The organism is Planctomycetaceae bacterium (genome assembly GCA_039680605.1).
Taxonomy (GTDB): domain Bacteria; phylum Planctomycetota; class Phycisphaerae; order SM23-33; family SM23-33; genus JAJFUU01.
The window spans coordinates 34,116-48,862 of record JBDKTA010000017.1 but is presented as its reverse complement, the minus strand read 5'-3'; the positions used below and the strand labels follow the sequence as shown (position 1 = coordinate 48,862).

Sequence of the window (14,747 nt, the reverse complement as noted above, 5' to 3'; positions counted from 1 at the left end):
CCTGCCGTCGAGGATGAAGATCATGCCCCCGCCGCTGACTGCTTCGTAGCGATGTAGTGAAGACTTTCAGGGCGCTGCCCTTGATAATAAAGCACTTACGTCGCCAACTGCGGAAGTTGGGCTAACGAACCGGGTGGCACCTATGAAGAGCGAGAAGTCAACACAGTTCCTTCCCGGCCCTTCGAATGGGTGACTTCGAGGGCATCCACCTTCGCACAAAGCCAACCATTCTGGCCAGTTCCCCGGCGCCTCAGGTCAGCACCACCACGGGCGGCTCAGGGGTCAGAGGGGTGAACGATCTCAATTCACCAGGGACGATCATCACCAGGGACGTCGCCAAGCACCTATCGCGAGCTCCGAAGCGACGGCCACGCCGCCGCCGGGCCCATGGAGATCATTCGGGCGTAGCAAGCCCCGCCGGGCCCATTCATGGCTAAGCGAACTCCTGGATTCCTCCAGGGCCCAATGCCACCCAAGGAGCTCCGGCGGGGACGATGGCCCGTTGCAATCATGTTCTTTCCCTGAACCACCTGGCGTTGCTGTCTTCATACGCCACGAACCTGGTCAGCCCGGAATTGGCTGTTCGTTTTCCACATGCCCCACATCACCGTCAGCATCTTGCGAGCCACGGCGTGCCGGGCATTACCGACACTCATACCCTGTCGAACCCATCCATGATAACTATCGGCAAAGACGTTTCCCCCCGCTGCAATGGCACTGGCGGCCGATCCCATGACCGCATCCTTGAGCCGGCGGTTCACCGCCCATGCCATCTGAATCTGCCCCGGTTTGGGACGGCCTTGGCGATCGCTGCCGCTGGTTTTGCGGACAAGACCCACCCCGCAATATTTCCACAGCCGCTTGGGCGAACCGAACCGCCAGGGCGTATCGAGGTAGGCCAACAGCGTGATCGCACGAACCGGCCCGACCCCAGCAAGCGCCTGCCAGTAGCCGACGATCCCCTCGCCCCTGGACAGACGCGACATCTGCCCCAAAGCCTGACGCACCTGCTTACGCACCACGTCCAAGCCTGGGAACAACATCGCCAGTTGGCCCCCCAGCGGATGCTTGGACAACTCCCGCAGCCACACCGCTCGCGCCGCCGCGTTGCGAAGAACTCCCCGCGGGGGACGGACACCATACATCCGACAGCGGGCCCGGATCTTGTTGATCTGACGCACCGCCTCACGAACGCGATCATGGTACAGGCCGACCCATTGCTTCAAGGTGACCCGATCCTGGCTGTCTGGATGGTGGACTTGACGAAGATACCCGCCCCGCAACAGGTCCGCTAACTTGCCCGCGTCAATGCGATCATCCTTGTCGCCGTCTGAGCAGATCAACTTGTTACGGCGAGGGTCGCTGACAACGAATTGCGCCACATGACTTCTGAGGTTGCGGTACAGCCAGTCCGCCATTGGCCCCTCCTCGATCACCATGCACTTACTGCCGGGTTTGCCCTCTAACACCTCAACCAGCTTGGGGATGGCCGTGGGCACCCGCTCACGCCAGCGAACCACCCCGCGATGATCCAGGGCTGCCAGTTCTGTCATCTTGCTGTCCACGTCTGCGCCGATGTAATATGTCGCCATAGAGGGCTCCTTCCCGTTGGTCGTTGGTGCCAGAGATCAACACCAATGTACCAACGGTCTAGGATGCCCTCTCTTCATATCTTCATGGCGACACGCGCAGCGGGTCGCCATGGGGATTGCAGCGATCATGGCGACCTGCCTGCCGGCAGGCAGGCCAGCGAAAAACAAAAACGCGTGTCGCCATGCCACCCTTCAAGATGCCAGGGCCGCCACTTCCGCCAGGGTGATGTCGCTGAGGCGGGCGACGACCCGGTCGGCGGCCGTCAGGCGGTCTTGCGGATACGAGGTGGCCACGGCGAGGGTCCTGTTGCCGGCAGTCTGGGCGGCCTCGATTCCGGCGGGGGAGTCCTCGATCACCACCACGTGCTGCGGGCGCAGCGTGCGGTTGTGCTTTTCAGAAAGCTTGCGGAGGGTCTGGAGGTAGCCTTCGGGGTCTGGCTTTCCGGCCGCGACCATCTCGGCCGAGACGATCAAGTCGAAGCAGTCCAGCACGCCAATGGTTTTGGCGGCGAGTTTGATTTCGTCCAGCAGGGCGCCCGAGCAGACGGCCAGGGGCAGCTTGGCCGCCGCGGCAGATCGGATCAGGTCCACTGCCCCGGGCAGCGGCTGGATCGTCCCGGCGAAGATCGACTGGACGATGCGGGTCTTGGCGGCAGTGAGTTCGGCGATTTTCTTTTCAGAAATGCGTCGCCCGTTGTCGGCGGCCACGGCGGCGAAGCAGTCATGGTCGTCGAAGCCGAGGTACTTGCCATAGTAGTCCCGGGTGGACAGGTCGATCCCCACGTCGCGTAACACGCGGCGGAAGGCCTCCAGGTGTACCGGTTCGCTGTCGACCACCACGCCGTCAAAATCGAAGATCAAAGCATCCACGTCGCTCTCCAGGATCGATAAAGCGCCAAGAGTACCCGCCCCCAGCCGCGCAGTAAACGGGCATCTGCCCCGGCGCGTGGACCTGGCCTAATTGCTTCACCGCGGAGATCGCAGAGACCGCAGAGATATAAGAGTGATAAGAATCACTGCACATTGGCAAAGAGAGTTGCCAGCACAGAGTCTCTTTTCGATGAAAGCCCTCCGCGATGTTACGTTGGACCCATTCTTCGCCTTTTGCTTCTCTGCGGTCTCCGCGGTGAAAATCTCAGCTAGTCCGCCTTGAGTGGTTTGGCCGGCGCCGCGACGGCGATGCGGGTCTGGCCGGGGCGGGAGGCGATGGTCAGCGTGCCGTCGATGGCCTCGGCATTTTCGCGAAGCGAGATCAATCCCAGTCCGGTGGCGACGTTCTGGGGGTCGAACCCTTTCCCGTCGTCGATGATGCTCAGGGTGGTCGTGGCGCCATCGTGTTCGAGCGAGAAGAGCAGGTGCGCGGCCGCGCTGTGGCGCAGGGCGTTGTTGGCGGCTTCCTGGGCCGTGCGGAACAGGGCGATCTCGATGTCGGGGTCGAATCGCAGCCATCGGGCCTGGGGCGTGTCGATGACCGTGGCGGCGATTCCGGCGGCGGTACACTGGCGGGCCAGTTCGCGCAGCCCCGAGCCCAGCCCCAGTGACTGCAGCGTGGGAGGATAGAGCCCGTGGCAGAGGTTGCGCACCTCGCGGACCAGGGCGGTACAATGTCCGGCGGCGGCAGAGAGCGTCTGCAGCGGCGCCGCGGCCATTGCGCCGCCGGCGGCATTGAGGGTGTTGTGCAGCATCAGTTGCAGGGCGACCAGGGACTGGTTGATCGAGTCGTGCAGTTCGACGGCGATGTGGCGGCGTTCGGCCTCGCGGGCATGCATGAGTTTCTGCCGGGCGGCCTGGAGGGCTTTCTGCGCCTGCTTTCGGTCGGTGATGTCGATCATCGAGATCATGGCGCGCTGCCAGGTGGTTTCGCATCCGGGAACGACCGCCACGTGCAGCACGATCTCCTTGGTCTTGCCGCCCAGAGTGCGGTTGGTGGCGTCGGTGCGGAAGGAATGAACCCCCTGAATGAGGTTGGCGATCTCCTCGCCGAAGACGGCGAAGGAACTGTCGGTGAACACCTTGTCGAGGTTGCCCAGCAGGGCCTCTTTGCTGGGGGCGTCGAACAGCCTCAGTGTGGCGGTGTTGACGTCGACAATGCGCACCAGCGACGCGCAGTGGCGCACGGTCTGGGGGTTCTGACGCAGATGCCGGGGCAGGTCTGTCACGCCCGCGGCCTCGAGCGAATCGAGGTACTCGCGCACGGCTGAGAAATCCTCTTCCCACAGCGACGTGGGCGAGTTCTCGAACAGGCTGTGGTATCGCTGCTCGCTGTCGCGGAGGCGCTGCTCAGACTCCCTGCGGTGCGTGATATCCTGCAGGATTCCGGTCACGGCGACGACATGGCCGTCGGCGTCACATGCCGAAACGCTGGAGTCCTGCATCCACCGCACGCGGCCGTCGGCGGTCAGCATGCGGTACTCGACGAAGGGAGGGGTGGCCCCGGCCAAAATGGCACGGAAGCGGCTCAGGACCATCTCCTGGTCGGCGGGGTAGATGAACTGCTGGAAATTCTGCCCGGCGAGGGTCCGTTCGTCGTAGCCAAAGCGGGCCACCTGGGGGCTGGTGTAAACCACTCGCCCATCGAGATCGAGCCGGTAGAAGATGGCGTCGATGTTTTCCGCCAGCGCGCGCAGTCGTTCTTCGCTTTCCCGCAGGGCGCCGCTGACGCGGGCTCGCTCCAGGGCCCCGCCGATCTGGCTGGCAATGGCCTCGACGGCGCTGATGGTCTGGGGCGAGATCGTGTCGTTGCAGTGCGACGCCAGGTTCAGGCATCCGACAACGCGGTCTTGGTGCCAGATCGGCGCGACGATCAGGGCAATGAGCCCTTCTTCAACAGGAGAAAGATCCGGGCGGTTCGCGGGCATATCTTCGATCAGCACCGTCCGCCCGCTGGTGACCATGGACATCCGCGGATCACCCGGATCGATATGCCCTGCCGCGTCAACAAACGTCTGACTCAAGCCCCGGTGTACCGCCAGATCGGCGCAGCACCGAACCGGATCGACGACATAGATGCCCCCGCAGTCGAGCCCGCCGGTCTTCAGGGCCGCCTGCAGCGAGATGGTCAAGGCATCGTTGACGCTCTGAGCCCCGCCCAGCGCCGCGGCCAGGTTCCGCTGCAGGTACAGCAGTCCCTCCGCCTGTCGGCGGCTGAGGATCTCGGCTTCCATCAACAGATTGGCCTCGCGCAACTGCGCGGTCTGCTGGTCGACAAGGCGCCGCACCTCCTGCGAGCGTCCCATTGTCGAGAGCAGGTAATAGGAGATCGAGAGGCTGATCACCAGTCCCAGACCCAGCAGGGCCCAGGGCGTATACTGCTGCCTCTCGTTGACGTAGTCGATCGTGGCGGCGCTGTGCAGGCGCCACTGTCTGCCGCCGACGTCGATGAACCGCTCATCGGTCAGGGTTGACAGGGGGCCTGGCCGATCGGTCGGAATGCGGAATCGTCCCAGTTGCCGCGGCGGTCCATCGGCCTGGACCTCGGAAAGGATCACCTCCGCGCCGCTGCGCAGCGAGGTCGAAAAGGCGACGCGGATCAGGTCCGGCAGATCGATCTTGGCGATGGCAAAACCGCTGAGGTTCTCCCGCCGCCCCGAGGCGGCCAGGGAGTTTTCGCCCCGATCATAGATGGGCGCTACGGCCAGGATCGAACCGGCCTGAACATCCAGCGACGCCAGGACCGGCGAGGCGATGGCGTCGGCATAGTCCATCGCCAGACGGAACTCCGGGCAGGCGTACAGGTCCTCGGCGGATCGCAGTCCTGCCTCGGCGGGCAGGCGGTACAGGACCGGATAGGAGACGCCAGCCTGTCCTGCCGGCGCCGATGCGGATTGTTCGGCAGGACGCGTGGTCGCCGGCGGGCGCGGCGGAGGGGTCCGCGGCGCCCACGCCATGGCGCGAAGGGAGGTGTTGCGGTCCAGCAGGTGCCGGGCGAAGGGCCTGAACTCCGCTTCTTCGACCTGCTGCGAGCACTCGTATAGTGCCGCCAGGCTCGACAGCTCGCGCAGCAGCGTGTCGACTGCCTGCTTGAGGCGAACGCACCGCTCCTGCCCCTCCATGCCGAAGCGTTCCTGAAGGCGCTGCTGCTGCACCGAGCGCATGTGGAAGAACAAGAAAGCCGACAGCACCGCCCCCAAGGCCAGCGTGAACCCGGCGATCCAATAGTGCGTGCAGGTTCGCCGCTGGAATGACCGGTCCTGCAGTTGTTCGGCCCTGCCGCTCATAACTGCCTATTCTACTACGAATTATTCTGCCTGTGTACTTGACAACCGTCTTGGCCGCTTTTTAAAATAATCGCCGATGAGTCCGAGAGGGGGTTCACTTTGGTCTATGGGCGACAGGAATAGTGGGTGACATATGGTTAATGGGAAAATCGGAGTGTTCTTCGCCGACGATCACGCCATGATACGCGAAGGGCTCGTTGAATTGGTCAACCGCCACAGCGACCTGACCGTCGTGGGCCAATGCGGCGATGGCATGAGCGTGCTCGACCAGGTCGGAAAGGTCAATCCGGATGTGGCCGTTCTCGATATCACCATGCCCGGGCTTAACGGCCTGGACTGCTGCCGCGAACTCACCCGCCGCGACAAGAACTTGGGCGTGCTGATCCTGACCATTCATGAAGACGAAGAGTTTATCGCCCGTGCCATCGAATACGGCGCCAGCGGGTACGTGCTCAAGGAATCGGCGGCAGAGCAATTGGTCGAGGCCATTCGCGCGGTCGGCCGGGGTGAGCTGTACCTGGGGCCGGGCATTTCCCGGTCGGTGCTCGACCGGGTCGCCAACGGCGGCGAAGACGCCTACGATCTGCTGACGACGCGCGAACGCCAGGTGCTGCAATTGATCGCCGAGGGGAAGACCAACCGCCAGGTCGCCCAGGCGCTGGAACTGGCCGTCAAAACCGTCGACACGCACCGCATGCGCCTGATGCACAAGCTCAACATTCACGACCAGACCACCCTGGTCAAGTTCGCCGTCCGAAAAGGGCTCGTCTCACTCGACTAGACGTGCTCACCTCTGCCTGTTATATTTCACCGCAGAGAACGCAGAGGACGCAGAGGAAGAAGCGACGATGGGACGATGGAATAGTGGAATAATGGAATAATGGAATGCAGCCCGCACTTGGCACCGTCATTCCATTCTTCCGTTGTTCCAGTCTTCCCTCTCCCCTCCGCGATCTCTGCGACCTCCGCGGTGAATGATTTCTTAAGACTCTTGTGAAAGGGAAAGGCTCATGGGCAAGTCGATCTATGTCACACTGTGTTTGGCGATGGCGATGGTCTCGATGGGTTGCGGCAAGAAAGAGCGCCCCGCTGAGCCGACGCCCAAAGCGGGTAAAACGGCCACCACGCAGCCGGCGACCAAGCCCGCCACCAGCCCCGACAGCAGCGACGATACTCGCGGCCTCCTGAAGATATCGGGCAAGCTCACCATCGCCGTTATTCCCAAGGGAACCAGCCATCTGTTCTGGAAGTCGGTGCATTTCGGCGCCCAGCAGGGGGCGGCCAGCGAGGGCGGCGTCGAGATCATCTGGAAGGGCGGCATCAAGGAAGACGACCTGGAGGCCCAGGTCAAAGTCATCGAAGACTTTATCGCCCGGAAGGTTGACGGGATCGTGCTGGCCCCGCTGCACGACAAGGCCCTCAAGCGCCAGGTCGCCGACGCCAAGGCTGCCGGCATCCCCGTGGTCATTTTCGACTCGGACCTCGACAGCAAAGATCAGGTCAGCTTCGTAGCCACCGATAACTACGCCGGCGGCGTCAAGGCCGGAGAAAAGATGCTCCAGCTGCTCGGCGACAAGGGCGGAAAGATCGTCATGGTGCGATATGTCGCCGGACACGCCAGCACCGGCAAACGCGAGCAGGGCTTCCTGGACACCGTCAAGAAGGGCAAGAACATCGAGATCCTCAGCGAGAATCTCTACGGCGGACCGGATGTCGACACGGCCGTCAAGACGGCTGAAAACCTCCTGCCCAAGCTTCGCCAGGCCGACGGCGTCTACACGCCCAACGAGCCCACGTCCTATGGCATGCTGCTGGTGCTTCAGCAGAACGCCTTGGCAGGCAAGATCAAGTTTGTCGGTTTCGACGGCAGTCCCAAGCTGGCCGCAGGCCTGGCCGCCGGACAAGTCGACGCGCTGGTGCTCCAGGATCCCATCAACATGGGCAAACTGGCCGTGATCAACATGGTCAAGCACCTCCGCGGCGAGAAGGTCAAGGAGTTCGAAGACACCGGTTGTGCTCTGGCGACCAAGGAAAACATGGACAAGCCCGAGATCAAGAACCTCCTGACGCCGGAACTGAAATAGAACAGGGCATAGGGCATAAGGAATACGTAACCGGAAGAGGGTGCCACGCACAACTCCGTTGTGCGTGGCCCCGAAAGCGCCTGCGATGCAATTGCCAGAAGCATGCGAATCCTCTGCCGCCGCCGCGTCGCCGCGCCTGGTCATGCGCGGCGTCAGCAAACGCTTCGGCGCCACGGTCGCCCTGGCGGGGGTTGGTCTGACGGTCCTGCCAGGCCAGGTGCATGCCCTGGTAGGGGAGAACGGGGCTGGCAAGAGCACGTTGATGAAGATCCTCTCGGGCGCCTACGTGCCCGACGTGGGGTCGATGGAACTTCAGGGGCGGCCTTACCGCCCGCGAAACCCGCTCGATGCCCGCCGCGCGGGCGTCAGCATGGTCTACCAGGAGCTTTCCCTGGCGCCGCACCTGAGCGTCGAAGAGAACATCATGCTGGGCATGGAGCCCACGCTCCTGGGCTTCGTGCGCCGCCGAGCAGTGCGCCGCCGGTCCGCAGAAGCCCTGGCTTTCTTCGAACATCCTGAACTGCGGCCGCAGGCTACGGTCGGGCGCCTCTCGCCGGCGGCGCAGCAGCTTGTGGAGATCGCCCGGGCGATGGCCGTGGGCTGCCGCGTGCTCGTGCTGGACGAGCCCACCAGCAGCCTGGCCGCCCGCGATGCGCAGCGCCTCTTCGAGCTCATCGCCCGCCTGCGAGCCCAGGGCGTGTCCATCATCTATATCTCGCACTTCATCGAAGAGGTCAAGCAGATCGCCGATTGCGTCACCGTGCTGCGCGACGGCAGGGCGGTCGGCAGCGGCCCGGGGTCGGACCTCACGCCCCGCCAGATCGTCTCGATGATGGTCGGGCGCGACGTCGAGAGGCTCTACCCGCGCAGCCGGCGAGCGCCCGGCGAGGCGGTTCTGGAGGTCCGCGACCTGGCGGGGGCGGTCAAGCCTCTCTCGGCCAGCCTGCAACTGCGCCGCGGCGAAGTGGTGGGTATCGCCGGCTTGATCGGCGCGGGGCGGACGGAACTGCTGCGGGCGATCTTCGGTCTCGATGCCGTTACCTCCGGCGCCATTCGCGTGGGAGCGTATTGGGGCCCGGCCGCCCCGCCGCGACGCTGGGCCCAGGGCGTCGGGCTTGTCAGCGAAGACCGCAAAGGCGAAGGCCTGGCCCTGACCCTGAGCGTGGCGGACAACATAACCCTCTCGCGCCTTAAAGGCCTGGGGCCGCTGGGGCTGGTGCTGCCCTCTCGCCAGGCGCTGGCGGCGGGGGCGTGGATCGACTCGCTGGGCATCCGCTGCCGCCAGGGCGGGCAGCCCGTGGGCGACCTTTCGGGCGGAAACCAGCAGAAGGTTGCCCTGGCGCGGCTGCTCCAGCACGATGTCGACGTCCTGCTGCTGGACGAACCCACGCGAGGCATCGACGTGGGCAGCAAGGCCGCCATCTACGAACTCATCGATCGGTTGGCCTGCGGGACGGCCCAGGGCACTGGGAATACCGCCAAGCCCAAGGCGATTCTCATCGTCAGCAGCTACCTGCCCGAGCTCATGGGCGTGTGCGACCGCGTGGCGGTGATGTGCCGCGGGCGGTTGGGGCCGGCTCGGCCGGTCGAGCAACTCGATGAACACTCGGTTATGATGGAAGCCATCGGCCAGGGCGACGAATCGCCCGTTGAGGAAGACGTGGCATGAACGGTGCAACGACTATCGAGGCGCCCTCGGGCGACTGGGGCGCCAAGGCAGTGCTGAACCGCGTTGGTCCGCTGCTGGCGCTGGCGGTGGTGTATGGTCTGTTTGTGCTGATCGGTCCGGAGAGCTTCCGCGAGGCGCGCACGCTGGAGACCATCGCCCGCCAGACGACGGTGGTGGGCATCGCGGCGCTGGGCATGACGGTGGTGATGATCGCCGGGGCGATCGACCTGTCGGTGGGCTCGATCGTGGCGATCAGCTCGGTAGTTATCGCCATGTTGTTGCGCGACGCGGAGGCCTCGCCGCTGGTGGCTGCCTTGTGCGGCGTGGCGGCCGGGGCGGCGGCGGGCTTCATTACGGGAATGATCGTCACGACCTTCCGCGTCGTGCCGTTCATCGTCACGCTGGGAATGATGATGGCGTTGCGAGGCGTGGCGACGGGACTGGCGGACAAGACCAAGGTCTATGCCCCCGAGACCTGGCTGCAGCATCTGCTGGTGACGCTGCCGGCGGGCATGAAATGGCTGCTGGTGGCTCCCGGGGTGTGGGTGCTGGCGGTGTTGGCGGTGCTGGTGGGCGTGCTGCTGCGGTACACGCGGTTCGGGCGGCACGTCTTCGCCGTGGGCTCCAACGAGGCCACCGCCCGCCTGTGCGGCCTGGCCGTGGGGCGGATCAAGGTGCTGGTGTTCGCCCTGGGCGGGGCCTTTGCCGGTCTGGCGGGGCTGATGCAGTTTTCCCGCATCAGCGCCGGCGACCCGCGAGTGGCTATCGGGCTGGAATTGGACGTGATCGCGGCCGTCGTCATCGGTGGGGGCAGCCTCTCCGGCGGCGAGGGGTCGGTGCTGGGGACCCTGGTGGGGGCGTTGATCATGGGCGTCATCTCGTCGGGCTGCTCCCATATCGGATGGGATAATTGGGTGCAGGAAATCATTACCGGTGGTATCATTGTCGTCGCAGTCGCGTTGGACCGCCTGCGCCACCGCCGCACCGCGGGCTGAGGCGGGTCTGACGAGACGGGGGATGGAATTTTCACGCCGCATGGATGCCTGCGCAAACCTCTGCGGTTTTGGCATGCTTATGACCGATATACTTACGACTATGAAACGCCCCACGAATATGGATACGCGCATGGCCGTACTGACGGCGGTGGTCCTGGCGGGCCTGTTGTGCCTGCTGGGCGGCTGCGCCGTCCCCCAGCCGGATGTCGACTTTCCGCACGTGTTCGAGACCGAGCCCAACACCGGGGCGGGCTACTGGATCTACGTGCCCCAGGGCTATCGCGACTGGAAACCCTCGCCGCTGATCGTCACCTGCCACGGGACGATCCCCTTCGACACCTCCAACATGCACATCCGGGAGTGGAAGGCCCTGGCCGACGAGAACAACTGCATCGTGATCGCCCCGGACTTGACCGGCACCGACGGCATCCTGGGCGACGGGCCCATTTATGCCATGATCGAGAGCGAAAGACGCATTTTGGCCATCGTCTCGGAGGTGGCGTACCAGTACAACATCGACCGCGCCAACGTGATGATCACCGGATTTTCCGGCGGCGGGTTCCCGATGTACTTCGTGGGGCTGCGGCATCCCGACGTCTTTACCATCATCGCCGCGCGCAACTGCAACTTCAGCGAACACAACATCAGCGGCCGCTTCCCCATTCAAGCCCGCAACAACCCGGTGCTGGTGTACTGGGGCAGCGCCGACCCGGGCCCCATCATCGGCCAGTCGGAAAACGCCGTGCGGTACCTGCGCGAGTCGGGTTTCCAGGTGGCCTCGAGAGTCCTCGAGGGCGTCGGTCACGAGCGGCACCCGGAAGTGGCTATGAGATTCTTCCTCTCGCACAAGAAGACAACCGTGGCGTCACTGCCGACCAAAGGCTACCGCGTCACGCGCCCGGCTGTCCGGGCCGAATTCCGCCCCCTGCCGGAATATCCCTACGGCGACCTCAAAGCCGGAAACTAGAGCGATTGCGGATTCGTAGCACGGGCGTCTCGCCCGTGAGTCCAACGGCCATCTTGGCCGTTGCCGCTTTCCTGCACGGGCGGGACGCCCGTGCTGCTAGCCCGGATATTTCACCGCGGAGATCGCAGAGACCGCAGAGGTGTCTTGAATCAAAAGGCTTACAGAAACTTTACGGAGTGGGCCTCATGGACAGTCTGTTTTCAGATTATCGCCGCTCGCGACGTTAAATGGTCTTGTTTTGAGCCAATCTTCTTCTCTGCGTACTTTGCGGTCTCTGCGGTTCATGCAGTTTTAGGGCTATCCGCCCGAAAGAGGCGAAAGGAACGTGACCCGGTCATTCTCTTTCAACAGCGTGGCGCTGTCGGACTGCTTGTTGTTGATGAAGATCAGGATGGTCTTTCGCGGCAGTCCCGCCTCGTCCAACAACAGATGCTCAAGGGTTTGGCCATGGGCGCCGGCGACCTGCGAGGCCAGATCCGCCGCCGTGGCGCCGGCGGGCATCTCGACAGACTCGACCCCGACTCCGGCGGCGGAGCGCACCTGCGCGACATAGCTGACGTCGATCTTCATCCAGGCGATTGTAACAGATGGGCGCGCAATTGCGGATTGTTGATTTCGGATTGCGGATTACCGTCAAGACCATGCTCGAACCGCGGAATAATCCGCAATCCGAAATCCGAAATCCGCAATTCCAAAACCCGTCCTCCAACCCTGTTGAATCTTGGTCTTTTGTGGGAAATTGATCTGGCACCGGACACTGGCAGTGATAGAATCATCGGCCATTCCGCCGGCGCATCTCCGGCGGCATTAACAAAAGGAAAGCACCATGGCCAAGGTCAGGATCGGATTCGTCGGCGTCGGGTTCATGGGTCAGAAAGCCCATCTGCAGAATTACGTCACGCTGGACAACTGCGAAGTCGTCGCCCTGGCCGAGGTCCGCAAAGAAACCGGCAAGCTCGTCGCGGCGCGCTACGGGATCCCCAAGGTCTACGAAGACCACAAGGCCATGTTCGCGGCAGAGAAGCTCGACGGCATCGTCGCCAGCCAGCCCTTCGACCGCCACGCCGTCCTCATGCCCGAACTCTACAGCGGCGCCAAGTTCGTCTTCACGGAAAAGCCGCTGGCCGTCACGGTGGGGGCGGCTGAGAATCTCGCCGCCGCTGCCCAAAGGGCTGGCTGCACGCACATGGTCGGCTATCACAAGCGGTCAGACCCGGCCGTGATGCACGCCATGAGCGTCATCAAGGACTGGAAGGCCTCGGGCAAGATGGGCGCGCTGAGGTACGTCCGCATCCTCATGCCGGCGGGCGATTGGGTTGCCAACGGCGCCATCGGCGTACTCAACGCCGGCGACGCGGCGCCGGAACTCAAGCGCGAGGTCGAAGGCGGCTGGGAGGCGTCCCTGCCGGGCATGGACAAGCCCACCAGCCAGGCGTATGTCTCGTTCGTGAACTACTACATCCACCAGGTGAACCTGATGCGGCACCTGCTGGGCGAAAGCTATAACGTCACCTACGCCGAAAAGAGCGGCGTGCTGCTGGCGGTCGAGAGCGCCTCGGGCGTCGCGGGCACGATCGAAATGACGCCCTACCGCACGACGATCGAATGGGAGGAGTCGGCGCTGGTGGCCTTCGAGAAGGGCTACGTCATGATCCGCCTGCCGGCCCCGCTGGCCCACACGCGCGCCGGCACAGTGGAAGTCTACGCCGACCCGGGCGACTCGACGCCCGTGCGCAGCTTCCCCACGATGCCCTGGGTCCATGCCATGCGCCAGCAGGCCATCAACTTCGTCGACGTCATCCAGGGCAAAATGACGCCGCCCTGCGCCGCCGCCGAGGCCGTCGAAGACCTCAAGATGGCGCGGCAGTACATCAAGCTGCGCTTCGGACAATAACAACGGAAGAATGGAATGATGGAAGAATGGAAGGATGGAAGGATGGAGCGAGGCTTCGGGCCGCTTCCCAATATTCCATTATTCCCGTGTTCCAATCTTCTCCGGTAAGTCTCCTTGAAAGGAAGATCAATGCCTCCACTGCGATTTCAGAAGATATGGATTTCGGACGAGCGGTACGAATCGTGCGGCGTCTTTGATGTCAACAACGACGGCGTGCTCGACATCGTCTGCGGGGCGTACTGGTACGAGGGCCCAAACTTTTCGAAGAAGAACATCATCGGCCCGGTTAAGGCCGAGGGCGAGTACTTCGACGATTTCTCGACCATCCCCATGGACATCAACGGCGACGGGTACCTCGATTTCGTCACCGGCGGGTGGTGGGGCGGCAACATCCGTTGGCGCGAGAACCCCAAGGGCGACCCGACCAAGCCCTGGGCTGAGCATATCATCGGCAACTGCGGCAACGTCGAGACGACCCGCGCCTGGGACATCGACGGCGACGGCGTGCTCGAGATCGTCCCCAACACGCCCTGCCACAGCCAGAAGTTCTACAAGCTCATCACGGACGCGGCTGGCAAGGGCACGGGGCAGTTCAAGGAAGTCGAGATCTACGACAAGCCCAGCGGGCACGGGTTGGGCTTTGGCGACATCAACGGCGACGGGCGCGGCGACATCATTCTGGCCAAGGGTTGGCTCGAGGCCCCGCAGGACCGCATCGGCGGCAAATGGATCTTCCACGAGGAGTTCGACCTGGGCTCGGCGTCGATCCCGATCATCGTCACCGACGTCAACGGCGACGGCGTCAACGATCTGATCGTCGGCCAATCGCACGCATACGGGCTGGACTGGTGGGAGCAGAAGCGCGACAAGGCGGGCAATCGCACGTGGATCAAGCACCCCATCGACCCGTTCAACAGCGAGTACCACGACCTGTGGTGGGGCGACATCGACGGCGACGGCCAGCCCGAGCTGGTCACCGGCAAGCGCTACCGCGCCCACTGCGGTCACGACCCGGGCGAATACGATCCGTACGGCTTGTACTATTTCAAGTGGACCGGCGAGGGCTTCAGCAAGCTGCCGATCGACTTTGGCCCGATCCCCCACGCCAAGGGCTGCGGGATCAGCTTCCAGGTGGTGGACATCGACGGCGACGGCCGCCTGGACATCGTCTGCCCCGGCAAGGACGGCCTGGCGATCTTCAAGAACATTGGCACCGCGGAGAACATGGAAAGATAGGGCAATTGCCAATTGCCAATTTTCAATTGCCCATTTGGAAAAACGGGGCTGGCCATAAATTGGAAATTGTAAATTGGAAATGGGAAATCTCTT

At 63.6% G+C, this 14,747-nt stretch carries 11 protein-coding genes; 7 read left to right on the top strand and 4 right to left on the bottom strand.

Going from position 1 to position 14,747, the window contains the following annotated elements; genetic code table 11:
• Positions 1-545: 545 nt before the first annotated feature.
• From ABFD92_05485 to ABFD92_05475, 3 genes are all read right to left on the bottom strand, one after another.
• The gene (locus ABFD92_05485) at positions 546-1,592 is read right to left on the bottom strand and encodes a transposase (GenBank protein ID MEN6503970.1); all 1,047 of its coding nucleotides are present in this window, start codon (positions 1,590-1,592) and stop codon (positions 546-548) included.
• Between the two features lie 192 nt (positions 1,593-1,784).
• Complete coding sequence (locus ABFD92_05480; GenBank protein ID MEN6503969.1) at positions 1,785-2,462, bottom strand: HAD family phosphatase; 678 nt, start codon at positions 2,460-2,462, stop codon at positions 1,785-1,787.
• A 269-nt stretch (positions 2,463-2,731) separates the two neighbouring features.
• A complete protein-coding gene (locus tag ABFD92_05475; GenBank protein ID MEN6503968.1) occupies positions 2,732-5,809 on the bottom strand; it encodes a PAS domain S-box protein in 3,078 nt (1,025 codons plus the stop codon).
• Between the two features lie 133 nt (positions 5,810-5,942).
• On the opposite strand from ABFD92_05475, the gene ABFD92_05470 reads away from it, so the two are divergent.
• The 5 genes from ABFD92_05470 (at position 5,943) to ABFD92_05450 (ending at position 11,524) form a co-directional block, all read left to right on the top strand.
• Positions 5,943-6,590, top strand: coding sequence for a response regulator transcription factor (locus tag ABFD92_05470; protein MEN6503967.1), 648 nt, complete (start codon positions 5,943-5,945; stop codon positions 6,588-6,590).
• Between the two features lie 229 nt (positions 6,591-6,819).
• A complete protein-coding gene (locus ABFD92_05465) occupies positions 6,820-7,893 on the top strand; it encodes a substrate-binding domain-containing protein (GenBank protein MEN6503966.1) in 1,074 nt (357 codons plus the stop codon).
• A gap of 85 nt (positions 7,894-7,978) precedes the next feature.
• Complete coding sequence (locus ABFD92_05460; GenBank protein MEN6503965.1) at positions 7,979-9,562, top strand: sugar ABC transporter ATP-binding protein; 1,584 nt, start codon at positions 7,979-7,981, stop codon at positions 9,560-9,562.
• The gene (locus ABFD92_05455; protein MEN6503964.1) at positions 9,559-10,557 is read left to right on the top strand and encodes an ABC transporter permease; all 999 of its coding nucleotides are present in this window, start codon (positions 9,559-9,561) and stop codon (positions 10,555-10,557) included. The genes ABFD92_05460 and ABFD92_05455 overlap by 4 nt, the downstream gene beginning before the upstream one ends.
• A gap of 130 nt (positions 10,558-10,687) precedes the next feature.
• Entirely contained in the window at positions 10,688-11,524 is an 837-nt protein-coding gene (locus tag ABFD92_05450) for a hypothetical protein (protein ID MEN6503963.1), read from the top strand.
• A 297-nt stretch (positions 11,525-11,821) separates the two neighbouring features.
• On the opposite strand, the gene ABFD92_05445 is transcribed toward ABFD92_05450, so the two are convergent.
• Positions 11,822-12,094, bottom strand: a complete 273-nt coding sequence (locus tag ABFD92_05445) for a MoaD/ThiS family protein (GenBank protein ID MEN6503962.1) — start codon at positions 12,092-12,094, stop codon at positions 11,822-11,824.
• A 256-nt stretch (positions 12,095-12,350) separates the two neighbouring features.
• Here ABFD92_05445 and ABFD92_05440 point away from each other — a divergent pair, with 256 nt between their 5' ends.
• Both ABFD92_05440 and ABFD92_05435 read left to right on the top strand, forming a co-directional pair.
• Positions 12,351-13,418 carry a Gfo/Idh/MocA family oxidoreductase gene (locus tag ABFD92_05440; GenBank protein MEN6503961.1) on the top strand — a complete coding sequence of 356 codons (1,068 nt, stop codon included), beginning with the start codon at positions 12,351-12,353 and terminating at the stop codon, positions 13,416-13,418.
• Between the two features lie 129 nt (positions 13,419-13,547).
• Entirely contained in the window at positions 13,548-14,654 is a 1,107-nt protein-coding gene (locus tag ABFD92_05435) for a VCBS repeat-containing protein (GenBank protein MEN6503960.1), read from the top strand.
• Positions 14,655-14,747: the final 93 nt, after the last annotated feature.